Origin of the sequence: Thiomonas arsenitoxydans, assembly GCF_000253115.1 — a bacterium.
Lineage (GTDB): Bacteria > Pseudomonadota > Gammaproteobacteria > Burkholderiales > Burkholderiaceae_C > Thiomonas > Thiomonas arsenitoxydans.
Window position 1 is genome coordinate 84,856 of record NC_014145.1, and the last position, 19,668, is coordinate 104,523.

Genomic DNA, 19,668 nt, shown 5'->3' on the forward strand with positions numbered 1-19,668 from the left:
TGGCGGCAAGCATAACGCCAGCCGCCGCCTCACTCGCGGCCGGGGTGAGGTGCGGCTAGGGGTTCAGGCGTTTTGCGGTTGCGCGGAGGCGGCGTCGGCCTCGGCGGGTTTGTGGCGATTGGGCGGAGGCTGGATGGTGAACGACACCAGCAGCCACAGCGCGGCCAGCGCGGCAGCGACAAAAAACACATCTTCGCTGCTGTATTGCGACAGCCATCCGCCCACCGCGCCACCGGCAAACAGGCCGAGCGATTGCCCGGTGTTGTACACGCCCATGGCCAGACCCTTGCGGTTGGCAGGCGCGGTGCGCGACACCAGCGAGGGCAGCAGCGCTTCCATCAGGTTGAAGGACAGAAAGAAAAAGAACAGCGCGGCGATGAGCGCCACGGGGTTTTTGTAGCCTGCGGCAAAGCCCAGCATGGTCAGCACCAGCAGGGCCACGCCGCCGACGAACACGGGTTTCATATAGCCGTATTTCTCGGCGTAGATGATGCCGGGAATGGATACGGCAAACGAAATCAGCGTGACGGGCAGATAGACCATCCAGTGGTGCAGCAGGGGAATGCCGGCGTATTTCACCAACGCCACCGGCACGACCACGAACATGCTGACCTGCAGAAAGTTGACGACAAAAATCGAGAGGTCGAGCTTGAGCAGCGCCGGGGTGAACACCGCCTTGGCCCAGTGGCCCTGCACCTCTTCGGAGTGCGTGGTCATGGGCACGTTGGGCACGACCCAGATGACCACGGCAATGGCCAGTAGCGCAAGAATGCCGGTGAGGTCGAACATGCCGGGCACCGAGATGGCGTGATAGATGGGCGGGCCCAGCACCAGCGAGAGGATGAAGGAAAAGCCGATGGTCATGCCCACCATGGCCATGGCCTTTGTGCGGTGCTGGTCGCGGGTGGAGTCGGCAATCATGGCCGAGATGGCCGCCGAAATGGCCCCGGCGCCCTGAATGGCGCGGCCGATGATGATGAGGTAGAGGTTGTCGCTCGCTCCGGCGACGAATGAGCCGATGGCGAAAATCAGCAGTCCGAACACCATCACCGGCTTGCGGCCGAAGCGGTCGCTGGCCACGCCGAAGGGGATCTGCAGCACCGCTTGCGTCAGGCCGTAGATGCCCAGCGCCAGACCGACGAGGAATTTATCGTGTCCGTGGGGCAGATGCTCGGCGTAGATGGAAAACACCGGCAGGATGAAAAACAGCCCCAGCATGCGCAGGCCGTAGATCGACGCCAGCGTACTGCTGGCGCGGCGCTCGGCGGGCGTCATGGCGTCCTTGGGGGCTGTGGTTTTGGTCGATCGGGAAGATTTGGAAGCCATCGTCTGGAACTCTGGAGGGCCGCGCCACGGCGGGGCCTGAAACAAACAGGGCGATGCACAAGCGCTCGGCAAGATTTAAGCGACATTTTCGCTGAAACGCCGCCCAGATTCGTGACGGACTCTGTCGAGAAGTGCCCGTGTTTACATACCGTTTCAGCAAAACCGGTGCCTGGCGCAATTTACTCGGCGTGAATTTCCCGGCTTCGCCTGAAGTGGCTTGGCGCTTTATAGTGTCAGGTTGACTTTTTTCCGCCCTCGCCCATGAATGACCTTGCCTCCTCGTTTGAACCGCTGGCCAGCACCCAGGCCGAGGCGCTGATTCGCGTGCGCGGGGCGCGCACCCACAATCTGAAAAACATCTCGCTCGATCTGCCGCGCAACAAGCTGGTGGTGATCACCGGGCTGTCGGGTTCGGGCAAGTCGTCGCTGGCGTTCGACACGCTGTACGCCGAGGGGCAGCGCCGCTACGTGGAAAGTCTGTCGGCGTATGCGCGGCAGTTTTTGCAGTTGATGGAAAAGCCCGATGTCGATCTGATAGAAGGGCTAGCCCCGGCCATCGCCATCGAGCAGAAGGCCACCAGCCACAACCCGCGCTCCACCGTGGGCACGGTGACGGAAATTCATGATTACTTGCGGCTACTCTATGCCCGCGCAGGCACGCCGCATTGCCCCAACCATCCCGACGAGCCCTTGCAAGCGCAGACGATTTCGCAAATGGTCGATGCGCTCGTCGCCTGGCCCGAGGGACGGCGGTTGCTCATTCTCGCGCCGCTGCCTGCGGCGCACATGGGCGCTTCGGCCGCAGGGCGACTGGCGGCGCTGCGGGCGCAGGGCTTTGTGCGCTTTCGGCTCGACGGCGTGGTGGTCGATGCGCAAAGCCTGCCCGATGCCGACGCCCCGCCGCCGCAGCGCATCGAGGTGGTGGTGGACCGCATCAAGACCGGCCCCGATCTGCGTCAGCGTCTGGCCGAGAGCCTGGAGACGGCGCTGCGCTTGTCTGAAGGCCCGGTGGGCGCGCTCGACGCCGACAGCGGTGAGCTGACCACGTTTCACAGCCGTCCCACCTGCCCAATTTGCGGCACCACGGCGCCGCTGCTAGAACCCAAGCTGTTCTCCTTCAACAATCCGGTCGGCGCCTGCCCGACTTGCGACGGGCTCGGCGAGGTCGAGCGCTTCGACCCGGCGCGGGTGGTGGCCCATCCCGAACTCAGTCTGGCCAGCGGCGCGATTCGCGGCTGGGACAAACGCAACGCCTTTTATTTTCAGATGCTGCAGGCGCTGGGCGCGCATTATGGCTTCGATCTCGACACGCCTTACGAGCAGTTGCCGCAGGCGGTGCGCCAGGTGCTGCTGCACGGCAGCGGCTCGGAGGCCATCGCCTTTACTTATCTGAACGACCGCAACAAGCCCACGGTCAAGTCGCACCCCTTCGAGGGCATCATCCCCAACCTCGACCGGCGCTGGAACGAGACCGACAGCCCGGCGGTGCGCGAGGAACTCGCGCGCCTGCGCACCGTGCAGACCTGCCCCGACTGTCTGGGCGCGCGGCTCGGGCCGATTGCACGCAACGTCACGATTAGCGGCGAGCGGCTGCAGGCGCTCGCGCATCTCCCGCTGCGCGAGCTGCACGACTGGTTCGCCACCCTGCAGCTCGAAGGCCAGCGCGCCGAAGTGGCGGCGCGGCTGGTGATTGAAATCGGCAGCCGCCTGCGCTTTCTCATCGACGTGGGGCTGGACTATCTCACGCTGGATCGCAGCGCCGACACGCTCTCAGGCGGCGAGGCGCAGCGCATCCGCCTGGCCAGCCAGATCGGCTCGGGGCTGACCGGGGTGATGTACGTGCTCGACGAGCCGTCCATCGGCCTGCACCAGCGCGACAACGACCGGCTGATCGCCACCCTCAAGCGGCTGCGCGATCTGGGCAACAGCGTGCTGGTGGTCGAGCACGACGCCGACGCTATCCTCTGCGCCGATCATGTGGTGGACATGGGCCCGGGCGCGGGCGAGCACGGCGGCAGCATCATCGCCCAGGGTACGCCGCAGGCCATCATGGCCGATCCCAACTCGATCACCGGCGCTTATCTGAGCGGCGCGCGCAGCGTGTTTCGCGGCAAGCCGCGCCAGGACGCCGCGCCCGAACACTGGCTCACCCTGAGCGGCGCCTGCGGCAACAATCTGCACGACGTCACCGCGCGCTTTCCGCTGGGGCGCATCACCTGCGTGGCGGGGGTGTCGGGTTCGGGTAAATCCACCCTGATCAACGACACGCTCTACGCCGCCTGCGCGCGCGAACTCAACCGCGCCTCTCTGGAGGCCGCGCCCTACGCGGCCCTCGACGGGCTCGATCAGCTCGACAAGGTGATCGCAGTCGATCAGTCGCCCATCGGCCGCACCCCGCGCAGCAATCCGGCCACCTACACCGGGCTGTTCACCCCCATCCGCGAGCTGTACGCGCAGACGCCCGTGGCGCGCGAGCGCGGCTATGACGCCGGACGATTTTCCTTCAACGTCAAGGGCGGGCGCTGCGAAGCCTGCCAGGGCGACGGCGCGGTGAAGGTGGAAATGCACTTCATGCCCGACCTCTACGTGCCCTGCGACGTGTGCGGCGGCCAGCGCTACAACCGCGAAACCCTCGAAGTCACCTACCGCGGTCTGAGCATCGCGCAGGCGCTGGAACTCACGGTGGAGCAGGCGCTGGAGACCTTTTCGGCGGTGCCCGCCATCGCCCGCAAGCTGCAGACGCTCAAGGACGTGGGGCTGGGCTATATCCGCCTCGGGCAGTCGGCCATCACCCTGTCGGGCGGCGAGGCGCAGCGGGTGAAGCTGGCGCTCGAACTCTCCAAACGCGACACCGGCCGCACCCTTTACATCCTCGACGAGCCCACCACCGGCCTGCACTTCGCCGACATCGAACTGCTGCTGGGCGTGCTGTTCAAGCTGCGCGAGGCCGGCAACACCATCGTCATCATCGAGCACAACCTCGACGTCATCGCCAGCGCCGACTGGGTGGTCGAACTCGGCCCCAATGGCGGCGCGGGCGGCGGCCGCCTCATTGCCGAAGGCAGGCCGCAAGACATCGCCGCCCACCCGAACAGCGTCACCGGCCCCTACCTCGGCCGGGTGCTGCGCGGCGCGTAACACAAGGCGGCGGCAACGCTGTTACCTTGCGCCCATCGTCAAACGCCCTTGCGGGCAAAGGAGCGCGGCATGGGACTTATCGGATTTTTAATCATCGGCCTGATCGCGGGCTGGCTGGCGGGCAAGATCACCAAAGGCAGCGGCTTTGGCGTGCTGGGCGATCTGGTGGTCGGCGTGGTCGGCGCCTTCATCGGCGGCTTTCTGTTCCGCCTGCTCGGCCTGTTTCCCGGCGGCGGCATGCTGCCCAGCCTGATCGTGGCCACCATCGGCGCCATCGTGCTGCTCTGGCTCATCCGGCTGGTGAAATGAGCCGGCAGCCCGGCGAAGCGCGGCTCAGCCCAGCGTCACCCTGGCGAACTTGCGTTTGCCGACCTGCAGCACCACGGTGCCCGCGCCGAGTTTGAGGGTGCGGTCTTCGGCCACCGTGCCGTCGATGCGCACGCCGCGCTGTTCGATCATGCGCACGCCTTCGGCGGTGGAGGGCACCAGCCCGGCCTGCTTGAGCGCCTGAGGCAGCGCCAGCCCGCCTTCAGGCAGGGCCAGGCGCACTTCGGGGATGTCGTCGGGAATGCCGCCGCTGGCGCGCAGGGCGAAGTCGGCCTCGGCCGCGTCGGCCGCGGACGCAGAGTGGAAGCGGGTGACGAGTTCGCGGGCCAGCATCACCTTGGCATCTTTCGGGTTGCGTCCGGCTTCGACTTCTGCCTTGAGTGCGGCAATCTCGCTCATCGGGCGGAAGGACAGCAGCTCGTAGTAGCGCCACATCAACACGTCGCTGATGGACAGCAGCTTGGCGAACATGGTCGCCGGGGCTTCCTGGATACCGATGTAATTGCCCTTGGACTTGGACATTTTTTCCACACCGTCCAGCCCTTCGAGCAGCGGCATGGTGAGAATGCACTGCGGCTCCTGGCCGTATTCGCGCTGCAGTTCGCGCCCGACCAGCAAGTTGAACTTCTGATCGGTGCCGCCGAGTTCGAGGTCGCTCTTGAGCGCCACCGAATCAAAACCCTGCATCAGCGGGTAGAGCAGTTCGTGCATGGCGATGGGCACGCCCTCCTTGAACCGCTTGGTGAAATCGTCGCGCTCCAGCAGTCGCGCCAGGGTGTATTTGGCGGCCAGGCGAATCATGCCATCGGCGCCCAGCGGCTCGCTCCACTCGGAGTTGTAGCGAATCTCGGTTTTTTGCGGGTCGAGCACCAGGCTGGCCTGGGCGTAATAGGTCTGGGCGTTGGTCTTGATCTGCTCGATCGTCAGCGGCGGGCGGGTGGCGTTGCGCCCGGACGGATCGCCGATGCGCGAGGTGAAATCGCCGATGAGAAAAATGACCGTGTGGCCCAGATCTTGCAACTGCCTGAGCTTGTTGAGCACCACGGTGTGGCCGATATGAATGTCGGGCGCGGTGGGGTCGAGGCCGAGTTTGATGCGCAGCGGCTGGCCGGTTTGGTGGCTGCGGGTCAGTTTGGCGATCCAGTCGGCCTCCACCAGCAGTTCGGCGCAGCCGCGTTTGGTGATGGCCAGTGCGTTGCGCACGGCGTCGGGAAGTTCGACGGGAGAGTTGGAGTCCATCATGGGGAGAATCGAAAAATGCGCGAAGCGGGCTGTTAGACTCGCGCCTTTATGTCCGTGCTGCGCCTGCTTCAGCAAAGGGTGCAGTGTATTCGGTGCCACAGCGTGACTGTTGGGCGGCAAGCGAGTGTGAAACACACATGCGCAGACCGTTCAGCCGCGCCCAGGGTGCGCTCGCAGATGCTTGCCGCGTCTCGCCGCCCGTTGTCGGTGGCGCCATCACGGTGTCGGAGGCAGAGCCTTCGGCGCCACTTTCCATTGTCGGGACGGCGTGCGCGCCACAGCCTGAAGTGTGAGGAGTGGGAATGTCGTTTGTCGAATTCAAGCAGTCTGCGGCGCAAGGCGCGCAGAGTTTGGCCGGTTGGATGCATCAGCATCGCAAACGGGTTTTGGCGGGGGTGGGAAGTGGTTTGCTGCTGACCAGCGCCGCCGCCTTCGCCCTGGCTTACGAAGGGCCGCAGGCGCATCCGCCCGCGCCGACCTGGGTCAGCGTGGCGGTGGCGAGCACCGCGCCGCAGCAGGCCGATGAGCTCTCGAATGCCGATCAGGTGGTCTACACCACGGCGCATGTGCGGGCGAGCGATACCGTCGAATCGCTGCTGCGTCGTCTGCAGGTGACCGATCCGCAGCAGTTGCGCCAGCTCAGCGCGCAAGCCGATTTGCGGGCTCTGGTCACCGGAGATCCCGGCCGCGTGGTCGCGGCCCAGGTGAGCAATCTGGGCGAATTGCAGTCGCTGCACGGCCGTTTGCCCGGGCTCAAGCCGGTGGCCGAGGGCGGCCAGAAGGCGCGCCAGTTGCGCGAACTGACGGTCAAGGCCACGCCAACAGGCTGGGACGTGCAGACGCAATCGCGCCTCGTTCAGCCGGTTTTGCGTGTGGCCAGCGGCACGGTGAAATCCAGCTTTTTCGCCGCAGCCGACGAGGCCGGGATGCCCCGCAACGTGGCCTCGCAACTGATCGACGTGTTCGACACCCAGATCAACTTCCGCCGCAATCTGCGTCCGGGCGACCGTTTCAATGTGGTGTACCGGGTCTATCAGGCGCAGGGCCAGACGCTGGCCGATGGCCGCCTGGTGTCGGCGGAATTCGTCAACCAGGGCCACGACTACAAAGCCGTGTGGTTCGACGCCAAGGGCGATGCCAAGGGGGGCGCCAAAGTTTCCGGGTATTACGCGCCCAATGGCGACAGCCTGAGTCGCGCCTTTCTGCTGTCCCCCCTGCCCTACGACCGCATCACTTCAGGCTGGGGCTGGCGCGAAAACCCGGTGATGCACTTCCATGAATTCCACAAGGGCATCGACCTGGCCATTCCCGTGGGCACGCCGGTCAAGACCATCGCCGACGGCCGCGTGGTGTATGCGGGCTGGGGCACGGGCTACGGCAAATACGTCAAGGTCGATCATCCAGGCGGTTTTGCCACCATCTATGCGCATCTGAGCGCGTTCAAGGTGCATGTGGGCGAGTCGGTCAAGCAAGGCGAGGTGGTGGCGCTGTCGGGCAATACCGGCTGGTCCACCGGGCCGCATGTGTATTTCCAGTTTTTCGTGCACGGCACGCCGGTCAATCCCCTGGACATTGCGCACTATTCGCCCAAGGGCACGGCGGTTCCGGCCGCGCTCAAGCCGGAATTTCTGGCGCAAACGGCTGAACCGCGCCATCTGCTTGCCGTCATCGATGGCGGCAGCCCGGTGGTCGATGCCGCCGCGCAGGCCGCCAAGGAGCCGCAGCATGGCTAAGCCGCTGCGCGCTCAAGACGCGGCGCTGTGGGTGTCGCAACGCTCGGCCGAGGTGGTGCAGGCGCTGCGTGCGCATCCGCGGCGTCTGGCCGCCAGCGTGGGCGGCGCTCTGCTGCTGAGCAGCGCCGGGGCTTATGCCCTGGTCGAGGCGCAGCCGCAGCTGCCGCCGCGCGCCACTCTCGCTACCGTGCTCGACAACGATGTGCAGGGACAGACCGAAGCGCTTGCTGCGGTCGATCTGCGTTATGCCAGCAGCACTTCGGTGCGGCATCGGGACACCGTGCAGCAATTGCTCAAACGCCTGGGCGTGACCGATCCGGCCGCCATCGCGCAGCTCGGCAAGAATGCAAGTTTCCGCGCGCTGCTCGCCGCAGGCGGCGGGCCCGAACCCGTGCGGGCGCAGGTGAATGCACAGGGTGAACTGCTGCAGCTTGCCGCCGTGCTGCCCATGCCTGCGGGAACCGATCCGCTGGCCGCCCCAGTTTGGCGCGAACTCACGGTGCAGCCCGGTGCCGACGGCACCTTGCAGGTATCGACCACCGAACGCAAGCTCGAACCCCGCACGCGGCTGGCCAACATATCGGTGCGCGGCGCTTTGACGACCGCGCTGAGCCAGTCCGGCGTACCTTCGCCAGTCGGTGCGCAGCTGGTCAAGGCATTCGCTCCACAGATCGACTTGCGCCGCAGCCTGCGCAAGGGCGATCAGGTCGCGCTGGTGTACGAAATGCAGACGCTCGACGGCCGCGAGCTGCGCCCGGGCCGCCTGCTGGCGGCGGAAGTGCGCAGCCGTGGCGTGGTGCGTCAGGCAGTGTGGTTTGCCGCGCACGGTGAGGCCGCCGGTGGCTACTACACCCCTGCCGGCCAGGGGCTGGAAAAAGCCTGGGCCACGACGCCGCTGCCGGGCGCCAAGGTGACGTCGCCCTTCGGCCTGCGCATGCATCCGTTGAGCGGGCGCCGTGAAATGCATGAGGGTGTCGATTTCGCCGCGCGCATCGGCACTCCGGTGCCCAGCGTCGCCGAGGGCCGGGTGAAGTTTGCCGGGGTACAGAGCGGCTATGGCAATGTGATCAAAATCGCGCATCCCGGCGGTTTCGAGACGGTCTACGCCCACTTGAGCAGCATTGCGGTCAAGCCGGGCCAGACCGTGAGCGAAGGCCAGAACATCGGCAAGACCGGCAATACCGGCACCTCCACCGGGCCGCATCTGCATTTCGAATTTCATGCCGCCGGGCGACTGATCGATCCGCTGCGCATGGCCAGCTATGTGCCGCAGGGCAAACCTTTGCCACCGGGCGAAAAAGCCTCGTTCTTCGCCGCCACCGCCGTGATGCGCACCCAACTCGCCCAGGCGGCTGGCAGTGACGACGCCGTGCGGCTGGCGCGTGTCGACTGAACCGGGCCTGTTCATCGGGCTCATGTCGGGCACTTCGCTCGACGGGGTCGATGGCGTGCTGCTTGAATCTGCGCCCGGCACGCCGCCTCGGGTGCTGGCGCATGCGGCGCGGGCATTTCCCACGGGGTTGCGCGCTGAATTTTTCGCCCTCAACACGGCTGATTTCGACGAACTGCACCGCAGCGCCCTCGCCGCGCAGCAACTCGCCGATCTCTACGCCGAAGTCGTCGCCACCCTGCTGCGCGACAGCGGTGTGAGCGCCGCATCGGTTCGCGCCATCGGGGCGCATGGGCAGACGGTGCGTCATCGTCCCGATCTCGGTTACACCGCGCAAATCAATGCGCCGGCCTTGCTGGCCGAGCGTTGCGGCATCGCGGTGGTGGCCGACTTCCGCAGCCGCGACGTGGCGGCCGGCGGCCAGGGCGCGCCGCTGGTGCCCGCGTTTCATCGCGCCGTATTCGCGGTGGCGGGCGCCGATGTCGCCATACTCAACCTCGGCGGCTTTGCCAATCTCAGCCTGCTGTTTGCCGATGGCCGCACCCTCGGTTTCGACACCGGCCCCGGCAACGCCCTGCTCGATCATTGGGCGCAGCGCCATCTCGGGCATCCTTACGACGCCCAAGGCGCCTGGGCGGCGGGCGGCGCGGTGCGGGCGGATTTGCTCACGCAATTTCTGGCCGATCCCTACTTCTCGCGTGTCGCCCCAAAAAGCACCGGGCGCGACGACTTTCATCCGGCCTGGCTCGAACGTCATCTGTCGGCTCATGCGGCCCAAGCTTCGCCCCAGGATGTGCAGGCCACGCTGGCGGCATTGACCGCGCACAGCGTGGCCGAGGCGTTGCGGCGCGCCATGCCCGCCGTCTGCGAGTTGGTGATCTGCGGCGGCGGCGCGCGCAATACCGACCTGCTAAGCCGCCTACAGCAGGCGCTCCCCGGCGTGACCTGCCGCCCGAGCGACCACAGCGGCATACCCGCCGAACAGGTCGAAGCCGCCGCCTTCGCCTGGCTGGCGCAGCAAACCTTGTTGGGGCTGCCAAGCAACCTGCCCGCCGTCACAGGGGCCGCTGGCCCACGGGTGCTCGGGGCGGTCTATCCGGCTTGAAACCCAAAAAACCGCCTTCAAAGGCGGTTTCAGGGCGTTTTTAAGCCAGCCGAAGGCGTTCGCTCAAACCGAAAACGACGAGCCGCAGCCGCAGGTGGTGGTGGCGTTCGGGTTCTTGATGACGAACTGGGCGCCTTCGAGGCCATCCTTGTAGTCGATCTCGGCGCCCACCAGATATTGCAGGCTCATGGCGTCGATCAGCAGGGTGACGCCGTTTTTCACCATCTGCGTGTCGTCTTCGTTCACCGCTTCGTCGAACGTGAAGCCGTACTGAAAGCCGGAGCAGCCGCCGCCTTGCACGAACACGCGCAGCTTCAGATCATTGTTGCCTTCCTCGTCAATCAGCTCCTTGACCTTGGCCGCCGCGCTGTCGGTGAACAGCAGGGGGGCGGGCGGGGCGGCCATTTCGGCGGTGGGGGCGGTATCAAGCATGGCGCTCATGGGGTACTCCTTTAAGTTGTACGCAATTTTAGTGCTGCGCAAGACCTTGTTCCCGTCTGCGGGTTTACGGCAAAAATCAGGGCAATACCGCCAGCCCGTCCAGTCCCATGTTTTCGGGCAGGCCGAACATCACATTCATGTTCTGCACCGCCTGGCCCGAGGCGCCTTTGGTGAGGTTGTCCTGAACGACCAGGATCACGGCCATGTCAGGGCGCGGCTTGTGTACCGCGAGCCGCAGGGTATTGGCGCCGCGCACCGAGCGGGTTTCAGGCGCACTGCCCGGCGGCAGCACATCGACGAAAGGCTCTTTCGCATAGAACGAGGCGTACAGCGCTTGCAGGTCGAGTGCCTGCCCGGCGGGCGTGAGGCGGGCCGACAAGGTGGCATGCATGCCGCGAATCATGGGGGTGAGATGCGGCACGAACAGGCAGTCGACCGCGCTGCTGCCGGGGGGCGCGCCCGCGATGCGGCGCAGTTGTTCGTTGATTTCAGGCCCATGCCGGTGCCCTTTGACGCCGTAGGCCTTGAAATTGTCCGAAGCTTCGCTGAACAGCAGACCGATTTCCGCCTTGCGTCCCGCGCCCGAAACCCCCGAGGCGCAGTTGGCCATGAGGTGGGTGGCCTCCACGAGGCCGGGGGTGCGCAGCAGGGGGGCAAAGCCCAGCTGCACCGTGGTGGGATAGCAGCCGGGATTGGCGACGATACGGGCCTTGGCAATGGCCTCGCGGTGCAGTTCCGGCAGGCCGTAAACCGCTTCTTGCAGCAGATCGGGGCAGGCGTGCTCCATGCCGTACCACTGGGTGAACTCGGTCAGGTTTTGCAGGCGGAAGTCGGCGGCCAGATCGATAAGGCGCACACCGGCATCGAGCAGTCGCCGGGCCTGAGCCATGGCCACCCCGTGCGGCGTGGCGAAAAAGACGATGTCGCAGGTGTGCAGCGGTGCGTCGTCCGGCGTGGTGAAGGCAAGATCGACCTGCCCGCGCAGGCTGGGGAACATATCGGCCACCGGGGTGCCCACTTCCTTGCGCGAGGTGATGGCGGCCAGCTCAGCCTGGGGGTGGCGGGCCAGCAGCCGCAACAGCTCCACCCCGGTGTAGCCGGTACCGCCAACGATGCCGATGCGCAGACGTTTCATAGTGCTGGGCCCTCAAATGAAAGCAGACATCTTATGGTCTTTGTGCGACAGGGGGCGGGGCGAACGAGAGCCCCCTGGGCCGGGCAATCCCCACCCCAACCCTCCCCACAAGTGGGGAGGGAGTGATCTCACCTCCCCCACCTCGTGGGGGAGGTCGGGAAGGGGGCGGCCCAGCCCGCCCCCCGTGGGGGATGGGGCCCGCGGCTCCAAGCTGCCCTGCGGCAGCTTGGACGGAGCCGAATCCGAGCAGCTTGCAAGCTGCGAGGTGGACAAGGAAACTTGGGGCGGCCCGGTGTTTTCTCATGAGGTCTTTGAAGAAATTTGCGGCACCCGGCCTCAGCTTTGCGACAATACGCGGCTAACCGACCCTGGCCACGAGCCAGGATGCCGATGAAATCCACCGTTCCATCTTCCCCATGAACCTTATTTCTGTTGCCCACGCGCAAGCTGCTGCCCCCGCACCCAGTGCAGGTTCCACCCTGATGAGCCTGCTGCCCATCATCGTGATGTTCGTCATCCTGTACTTCGTCATGCTGCGTCCGCAGATGAAAAAGCAAAAGGAACTGCGCGCCATGCTGGCCGCGCTGGCCAAGGGCGACGAAGTGGTGACCACGGGCGGCGTCGTGGGCAAGATCAGCAAAATCAACGACAACTATGTCACGCTGGAAATCGCCGCGAATACTGAGGTACTGCTGCAGCGCAGCGCGGTGACCATGGTGCTGCCCAAGGGCACGATCAAGAGCGGCATCTGAGCGCGTCCATGCGTCCCTGTCGGCCCGCCCCGTCGCAGGCCCAACCGTGCAGGCCCGACTTGTGCGGGATTTTTATTTGAACCCGCGCCTCATCGGCGGGTGAAACGAGGTCGTTGTCATGAATCGCTATCCCTGGTGGAAATATCTCATCATGGTCGTCGTCCTGGTGGTTGGCGTGGTGTATGCGCTGCCCAATCTGTACGGCGAATCGCCCTCAGTGCAGATTTCAAGCACCAACGGCGGCAAGGTGGACAACGCCCTGCTGCTCAAAGGCGAGCAGATTCTGGACGCGGCTAACCTCAAGCCCGATTCGGCCGACTTCAACGGCGCCACGGTCAACTACCGCTTCAGCAACACCAGCGTGCAGCTCAAGGCGCGCGATGTGCTGGCCAAGGCGCTCAACCCCAATGCGGACGATCCGCGGTATGTGGTCGCGGTCAATCTGCTGTCGCGTTCGCCCGCGTGGCTGACGGCGCTCAACGCCAATCCCATGTACCTCGGTCTCGACCTGCGCGGGGGCGTGCACTTCCTGCTGCAGGTGGACATGCAGGCGGCCGTGCACAAAAAGCTCGACTCGATTTCCGGCGAGCTGCGCCGCGATTTGCGCGACAAGGACGCGCGCTACACCAAGCTCGAACGCGTGGGCGACACCCTTCAGGGCGTTTTTGTCGATGCCAGCGCACTGAACACGGCCAAGGAACTCATCACCCGTCAGCATCCCGATTTGCAGCTGGCCCCGCAAGCGCCCGCAGGCTCCTACAGCCTCAGCGCCAGTCTGACGCCTGCCGCCGTGTCGCAGGAAGAAGACTACGCCATCAAGCAGAACATCCAGACCCTGCACAACCGCATCAACGAACTCGGCGTGGCCGAGCCCATCATCCAGCAACAGGGTCGCGACCGCGTGGTGGTCGAGCTGCCCGGTATTCAGGACGTGGCCCGGGCCAAGGACATTCTCGGCCGCACCGCCTCACTCGAAGTACGCATGGTGGACGACAGCGCCGCAGCTCAGGCCGCGCTGGCCGGGCAGGGCCCGCTGCCCGCTGGCGACCAGATCTTTCCGGACCGCGATGGCGGCAAACTGGTGGTCAAGCGCGACGTGCTGCTGACCGGCGACAACCTCACCGACGCCCAGCCCGGCTTCGACCAGCAGACCAACGAGCCCGCGGTGTTCCTCACCCTCGACTCCAAGGGCTCCCGCATCTTCCAGCAAGTCACGCGGGAGAACGTGGGCAAGCGCACCGCCATGATTCTGTTCGACCGCGGACGCGGCGAAATTATCACCGCCCCGGTGATCCGCAGCGAAATCGCCGGCGGCCGGGTACAGATCTCCGGCCACATGACCGTGCAGGAAGCCAACGACACCGCGCTGCTGCTGCGCGCCGGCGCTCTGGCTGCGCCGATGAACATCATCGAAGAGCGCACCGTCGGCCCCAGCCTGGGGCAGCAGAACATCAGCCAGGGCTTCCATTCGGTGACCTGGGGCTTTGTTGCCATCGTCATTTTCATGTCGATCTACTACATGTTCTTCGGCGTGGTGTCGTCCATCGGTCTGGCGGTCAACCTGCTGCTGCTGGTGGCGGTGCTCTCCATGTTGCAGGCCACACTCACTCTGCCCGGCATCGCGGCCATGGCGCTGGCGCTGGGTATGGCCATCGACTCGAACGTGCTGATCAACGAACGCATCCGCGAGGAACTGCGCAATGGCGCCAGTCCGCAAAACGCCATTTTCCACGGCTACGAGCGCGCTTGGGCCACCATCTTCGACTCCAACGTCACCACGCTGATTGCCGGGGTCGCGCTGCTGATCTTCGGCTCGGGCGCCATCCGGGGATTCGCCGTGGTGCACGTGCTGGGCATTCTCACCTCGATGTTCTCGGCGGTGTTCTTCTCGCGCGGCATCATCAACCTCTGGTATGGCCGCAAGCGCCGCCTGCACAGCATCTCCATCGGCCAGATCTGGAAGCCGCAAGCGGCTGAAGGCGCGGCGGGAGCGCTGTCGTCCGGCGCCGCGAGTGACGCGGTGAAAGCTGGAAAGCCGCTGGACGCACCCACACCGCGCACCACCAAGCCGCGCCGCAAGGTGCATTGATCCGCCGACGGCCCAAAGACTTCCGATTCAAGGCACATCATGGAATTTTTCCGTATCAAGCGCGATATCCCGTTCATGCGCAATGCGCTGACGTTCAACGTCGTCTCCGCGGTGCTGTTTGCCGCCGCGGTGTTCTTCCTCTTCACCCGCGGGCTCAATCTGTCGATCGAATTTACCGGCGGCACGGTGATGGAAGTCGGTTACAGCCAGGGGGCGAACATCGACGGCATCCGCGCCACCCTGAGCAAACTCGGTTACGCCGATGCGCAAGTGCAGGCCTACGGCAACGCCAACGATGTGGTCATCCGCCTGCCGCTGCACAAGGGCGAGACCAGCTCGGAGCAGAGCACCAAGGTCATGGCCGGGCTGCTGGCCGCCGACCCGCAGGCGCAGCAGCGCCGCACCGAATTCGTCGGCCCGCAGGTGGGGTCTGAGCTGGCCACCGATGGTCTCAAGGCGCTGGCGCTGGTGATCTTCGGCATCGTCGCCTATCTGGCGGTGCGCTTCGAGTGGAAGTTCTCGGTGGCGGCCATCCTCGCCAACCTGCACGACGTGATCATCGTGCTCGGCTTCTTTGCCTTGTTCCAGTGGGAATTCTCCCTGCCCGTGCTGGCGGCGGTGCTGGCGGTGCTGGGGTATTCGGTGAACGAGTCGGTGGTGATCTTCGACCGGGTGCGCGAAAACTTCCGCAAGTACCGTAAATACACCACGGTGCAGGTGATCGACAGCGCCATCACCAACACCATCAGCCGCACCGTCATCACCCACGGCTCGACGCTGGCGATGGCGTTTTCCATGTTCTTCTTCGGCGGCCCGGCGCTGCATTACTTCGCGCTGGCGCTGATCATCGGCATTTCGATGAGCATCTACAGCTCGGTCTTCGTCGCCGCCGCGCTGGCGATGTGGTTCGGCGTGAAACGCGAAGACCTGATCAAGCCGGGCGGCAACAAGCCCAGCGACCGCAACGACCCGAACGCGGGCGCGGTGGTCTGAAATCAGGCGCCCACAAAAAAGCCAGCGTGAGCTGGCTTTTTTGTGGGCGCCGAGACGGTCAGTTGAAGTTGAAGCTGACCCCGGTCGTACCGTTGGCTTGGTTGTAGGCCGTGCTGTAATCCGCAGAAACAGTGCCTGCCGTGGTGGCTGAACCGAGATTGGTCCAGTTGAGCAGATTGGCGCCGTAGGGGTCGTCGGTGGTGCCGAGTGTGGTGCCCATATTGAGCAGGTACTGATCCACTCCGATCAGCGCCTTGTCGTAAGCATCTCCAGCCGTGGGAACCTCCGTGGCCAGAGCCAAGCCGCCCAGGCCGAATTGCCCGGCGATGTCTTGCAGCGAGGCGGTGTAGTTGGCGAGCGTCAGGCCACTGTTCGGGGTGATACGGGCCACGGCGAAAGTGGTCAGCGGGGTGATGTTGGCCGTGACCGTTCCGCCACCGCCCACGTTCACCATCGCTTGCAGGCTGGCGTTCGTCGCCAGTGCGGCGTTACTGGCGCTGGCGGCGAGATTGAGCGCCGTGGAGGTCAGGCTGTTGAGCGCCTGCGAAGCGCCGTTGTAGCTATACGTGCCGCCCACGACTTGCAGCAGGACCGGGCCGTAGAAGCTAGTGAGGTTCATGCTGAAGCTGCCATCGGCCGCTGAAGGCACGCAGTCCAGCACGGTGCCATAGCTGGTGTATGGCGTCACCGTGGTGGTCAGCGGATTGCCCTGACCATTGACGATGGCGTAGGCGCAGACATTGTTGGTGCCGTTGCCGTTCACCGGGCTGTTCGCCCCCATGAGCACCTGCCCTGTGACGGTCGAGCCGGAATAGTTGGTGTTGGTCGCACCGCCGCCGCAACCGGCGAGGGCGAGACTGGCCAGCAGGGCGGCGCCCAGGCTGATGCGGATGGGGGAAACTGGCATCGGAAATCTTTCAGGGAGGGGTTGGGCGAGTCGTGGCCGAAGCCGAGCGGCAGCAGTTAGCTCAATGCACCACGCGGTCTTCGGCTTCGACGAACAGCTCGTCGAGGATCAGGGCATCGGGCTCTTCGTCCAGACGCCAGAAAATCAACAGCACGATGGTTTTGAGATGCTCCAGCGGCAGCGGCTGCATGCCGGTGGCCAGCGCGCGCTCGATGGTGAGTTCGCGCAGATGCGGCTTGAGCACCCCGGCGCTTTCGAGAAAGTTGAGATAGCCGATGGCTTCCAGCCCCAGGCAGTCGAGCTCTTGCTGCGCGTAAAGACGAATGGCGTGTGCGCTCTGCTCGTGCTGGGTCTTGAGGCCGCCTACGGCGCTGTCGAGCCCGCGAAGCCAGTCGATGGCTTCGTGGATTTCGTCGCTCTCGAACCCGGCCGCGCTGAGTTTGCGCGTGAGCTGCCCGAACTCGGGGCAGGCTTCCGGATGCCAGTAGGACTCGTAGAGATACATGAGAATATCGAACATGAGGCCATTCTATGCATGACGCGATGACGGATTGTTTCGCGGTTTTCTCCCGGCATCAGGCCGGGTCAGGAGCACGCGAAGGGTGGCCGGATTTCAGGCGCGGGCGATGCGCTGAAAGCGGCCGCCGGGCAGGCGCGCGACCTGGCCCTCCAGCTCAAGTTCGAGCAGGCGCGCGCCCAGCCGGTCGGCAGGCCAGCCGGTGCGCGCGCTGAGATCGTCGAAGCTGCGGATGTCGTAGCCGAGGGTGCGCAGGATGTCGCATTCGGTGTCGCATTCGGGCGGGGCTTCCGCGGCGGGCGATGCGTCTGCCGTCGTGGTTTTCGCGGCGGGGCGCGCATCCCAGGCAAATTCCTCCAGCACGTCTTGCGCGGTTTCGACGAGCTTGGCGCCTTCGCGGATGAGACGGTGGCAGCCATGCGCCAGGGGGTTGTGGATCGAGCCGGGCATGGCAAAGACTTCGCGCCCCTGCTCGCCAGCCAGCCGCGCGGTGATGAGCGAACCGGAGTGCGTTGCGGCCTCAACTACCAGCACCCCGCGTGACAGGCCGCTGATGAGGCGGTTGCGGCGCGGAAAATTGCCCTTGGCGGGAGCGGTGCCCAGCGCAAACTCGGACAGCAGCAGCCCGCGATCGGCCACGAGATGCGCCAGTTCCTTGTGGCGTGGCGGATAGACGCGGTCGCAGCCGGTGCCGAGCACGGCGATGGTCGAACCGGCGTGCTCGCCCGTCGCGGCCAGGGCACCGCGATGCGCGGCCGCGTCGATGCCCAGGGCAAATCCCGACACGATGGTGACCCCGGCTTCGCTGAATGCCTGCGCAAACGCCTGGGCATCGCGCTCGCCCTGCGCGGTGGGGGTGCGTGCGCCCACCATGGCCAGCCGCCGTGGGGCGCCCAGCAGCGCGGCATTGCCCAAGGCGTAAAGCAAGGGCGGCGGGTCGGTGATGTCGAGCAGGCTTTGCGGATAAGCCGGATCGTCCAGGGTGATGCAGGACTGCCCCGGCTGGGCGGCCCATTGCAGGGTGCGTGCGATGAGGTCTTGGGTTTCGCGGTCGGGGTCGGCCAGCAGCGCCGAGGCGACGGCGGCGCTGACCACCCGAGTCAGCGCGGCGTGCGAGGTCTGGAAAATCAGCGATGGCGGCCCGAAGGCGCTGAGCAGTTGGCGCGCGGTGAGGGCGCCAACGCCCGGAGTCTGCATCAGCCGCAGCCAGTCGGCGAGGTCTTCAGGCGGCGTCATGCTCGACCGTGCCGAAGGCCGCTGCGGCGATCAGGGCTGGGTGAAGCGGTCGGCGACTTCAACCGGTTCGTCGGCCGACAGGATGAGCGCATAGGCCACATGCTTGAAGGTGCGAAACACCATCATCACGCCCACGCGGCGGTCGGGCAGTTCGATCTCGGGTTTGCCGGGCGCCGTCGAGTCTTTGACCATGCGGCTGTTGTGCCACAGCGCCAGCACGTCGCCGCGCTCCAGCCCGTCGTCGGCCCCGCGGTTGAGCGCGACCACGCTGTTCTTGGCCGCCATGCTCAGATCGCCGTAGATCGAGACAATGTCGCCGCTGATCGGCTTGGCCGGGGCGTGGGGGGTGTAGTTGACGAATTCACGCGGCGGCGCGATGACCAGCCGGTCGCCCACGCCGACTTCACGCTCGATGCCATCGACCCGGAACACCGACACCGCATCCGGCCCGGAGGGCGGCTCGACCAAATTGGTCGTGCCGAGATATTCGGCCTGGTAGGCGATGATTTTTTTCGTGGCCGGGTCGACCAGCGGCTTGGCCGGACGATAGATCTGATAGCGCGTGGCCTTGCTCACATCACCGCGCACATAGACCTGCGTGCCGGGCGACGCCATGGTGTGCCCCTTGGGCAAGGCCACGATGCGCGGCGAGGCTTCGAGGGTGTCGGGTTCGACGATCAGCGGCTGGGTGAGGAAGGGCGCGATAAGTTCGGGCGAGATGGTGGGAATGCCTTCGGGCGGCAGCAGGCTGGATTCGACCTGCGGATTGAGCTTCACCGTGGGGATGCCCTGGCTGCCGCTGCCCATGGTGAGGCGGGCGCGGCCATTGGAAATGTCGAGATACAGCACTTGCCCCGGAAAAATCCAGTGCGGGTTGCGGATCTGCTGCAGATTCATGCCCCACAGCTTGGGCCAGTCCCAGGGCTTGCGCAGGTACATGCCTGAAATTGCCCACAAGGTGTCGCCGCGTTTGACGGTGTAGCGCGAAGGCGCCTTGGCCGCCAGCTCGGAAACCGGCACGCCGGTCTGCGCGGTCAGTTCAGCCTGGGCGCGCTGCGCCGGAGCCACCGGATAGTTGGGCAGACCATGCAGCGCGGGCGCGGCGGCCGATGGGTTGGCGGCGCATGCCCAGGGCGCCGCAGTGGCCAGCGCCAGCGCGGTAGCCAGAGCGCGGTAGCTCATACGAGGTGAAAAGAGGTTGAAAGGGTGGTGGAAAGCCTGTCTCAGCATGGCGCAAAGTCCCCAGATCGAAACGGTGGCCACATCCGGCGCGGTGTGGTCTTTTGTGAATCTGCCCCCCGTGGAAATTTGCGATTCCAGGGCCCATATCTCAAAAT

At 65.5% G+C, this 19,668-nt stretch carries 16 protein-coding genes; 8 read left to right on the top strand and 8 right to left on the bottom strand.

Features of this window, described 5'->3' with window-relative positions:
• Positions 1-63: 63 nt before the first annotated feature.
• On the bottom strand, positions 64-1,326 hold the full coding sequence (locus THI_RS00395; RefSeq protein ID WP_013104234.1) for an MFS transporter: 1,263 nt from the start codon (positions 1,324-1,326) through the stop codon (positions 64-66).
• Between the two features lie 261 nt (positions 1,327-1,587).
• On the opposite strand from THI_RS00395, the gene uvrA reads away from it, so the two are divergent.
• Both uvrA and THI_RS00405 read left to right on the top strand, forming a co-directional pair.
• The gene (uvrA, locus tag THI_RS00400) at positions 1,588-4,464 is read left to right on the top strand and encodes an excinuclease ABC subunit UvrA (RefSeq protein WP_013104235.1); all 2,877 of its coding nucleotides are present in this window, start codon (positions 1,588-1,590) and stop codon (positions 4,462-4,464) included.
• Between the two features lie 69 nt (positions 4,465-4,533).
• Positions 4,534-4,773 (top strand): GlsB/YeaQ/YmgE family stress response membrane protein, encoded by a 240-nt coding sequence (locus THI_RS00405; protein ID WP_013104236.1) that lies wholly within the window; start codon positions 4,534-4,536, stop codon positions 4,771-4,773.
• 24 nt (positions 4,774-4,797) lie between these two features.
• On the opposite strand, the gene tyrS is transcribed toward THI_RS00405, so the two are convergent.
• Positions 4,798-6,033 (bottom strand): tyrosine--tRNA ligase, encoded by a 1,236-nt coding sequence (gene tyrS, locus THI_RS00410; protein WP_013104237.1) that lies wholly within the window; start codon positions 6,031-6,033, stop codon positions 4,798-4,800.
• 302 nt (positions 6,034-6,335) lie between these two features.
• Here tyrS and THI_RS00415 point away from each other — a divergent pair, with 302 nt between their 5' ends.
• Genes THI_RS00415 through THI_RS00425 form a run of 3 tightly spaced genes read left to right on the top strand, consistent with a single transcriptional unit; the run spans position 6,336 to position 10,261 of the window.
• Positions 6,336-7,766, top strand: coding sequence for a M23 family metallopeptidase (locus THI_RS00415; RefSeq protein ID WP_013104238.1), 1,431 nt, complete (start codon positions 6,336-6,338; stop codon positions 7,764-7,766).
• Positions 7,759-9,159 (top strand): M23 family metallopeptidase, encoded by a 1,401-nt coding sequence (locus THI_RS00420; protein WP_013104239.1) that lies wholly within the window; start codon positions 7,759-7,761, stop codon positions 9,157-9,159. Before THI_RS00415 ends, THI_RS00420 begins: the two co-directional genes overlap by 8 nt.
• Entirely contained in the window at positions 9,149-10,261 is a 1,113-nt protein-coding gene (locus THI_RS00425) for an anhydro-N-acetylmuramic acid kinase (RefSeq protein ID WP_013104240.1), read from the top strand. The genes THI_RS00420 and THI_RS00425 overlap by 11 nt, the downstream gene beginning before the upstream one ends.
• A gap of 63 nt (positions 10,262-10,324) precedes the next feature.
• Here the strand turns inward: THI_RS00425 and erpA are convergent, their stop codons facing one another.
• The gene (erpA, locus tag THI_RS00430) at positions 10,325-10,702 is read right to left on the bottom strand and encodes an iron-sulfur cluster insertion protein ErpA (protein ID WP_013104241.1); all 378 of its coding nucleotides are present in this window, start codon (positions 10,700-10,702) and stop codon (positions 10,325-10,327) included.
• A gap of 76 nt (positions 10,703-10,778) precedes the next feature.
• Entirely contained in the window at positions 10,779-11,837 is a 1,059-nt protein-coding gene (gene argC, locus THI_RS00435) for an N-acetyl-gamma-glutamyl-phosphate reductase (protein ID WP_013104242.1), read from the bottom strand.
• A gap of 416 nt (positions 11,838-12,253) precedes the next feature.
• Here argC and yajC point away from each other — a divergent pair, with 416 nt between their 5' ends.
• The 3 genes from yajC (at position 12,254) to secF (ending at position 15,671) form a co-directional block, all read left to right on the top strand.
• Positions 12,254-12,589, top strand: coding sequence for a preprotein translocase subunit YajC (gene yajC, locus THI_RS00440; RefSeq protein ID WP_013104244.1), 336 nt, complete (start codon positions 12,254-12,256; stop codon positions 12,587-12,589).
• A 118-nt stretch (positions 12,590-12,707) separates the two neighbouring features.
• Positions 12,708-14,678 carry a protein translocase subunit SecD gene (secD, locus tag THI_RS00445; RefSeq protein ID WP_013104245.1) on the top strand — a complete coding sequence of 657 codons (1,971 nt, stop codon included), beginning with the start codon at positions 12,708-12,710 and terminating at the stop codon, positions 14,676-14,678.
• Between the two features lie 39 nt (positions 14,679-14,717).
• A complete protein-coding gene (gene secF, locus THI_RS00450; RefSeq protein WP_013104246.1) occupies positions 14,718-15,671 on the top strand; it encodes a protein translocase subunit SecF in 954 nt (317 codons plus the stop codon).
• A 58-nt stretch (positions 15,672-15,729) separates the two neighbouring features.
• On the opposite strand, the gene THI_RS00455 is transcribed toward secF, so the two are convergent.
• The 4 genes from THI_RS00455 to THI_RS00470 form a co-directional block, all read right to left on the bottom strand.
• Positions 15,730-16,578, bottom strand: coding sequence for a hypothetical protein (locus tag THI_RS00455; RefSeq protein ID WP_013104247.1), 849 nt, complete (start codon positions 16,576-16,578; stop codon positions 15,730-15,732).
• A gap of 61 nt (positions 16,579-16,639) precedes the next feature.
• Positions 16,640-17,098, bottom strand: a complete 459-nt coding sequence (locus THI_RS00460; RefSeq protein WP_013104248.1) for a Smg family protein — start codon at positions 17,096-17,098, stop codon at positions 16,640-16,642.
• A 93-nt stretch (positions 17,099-17,191) separates the two neighbouring features.
• Positions 17,192-18,331, bottom strand: coding sequence for a DNA-processing protein DprA (gene dprA, locus THI_RS00465; protein ID WP_013104249.1), 1,140 nt, complete (start codon positions 18,329-18,331; stop codon positions 17,192-17,194).
• A 30-nt stretch (positions 18,332-18,361) separates the two neighbouring features.
• Positions 18,362-19,513, bottom strand: a complete 1,152-nt coding sequence (locus THI_RS00470) for a LysM peptidoglycan-binding domain-containing protein (RefSeq protein ID WP_013104250.1) — start codon at positions 19,511-19,513, stop codon at positions 18,362-18,364.
• Positions 19,514-19,668 lie beyond the last annotated feature (155 nt).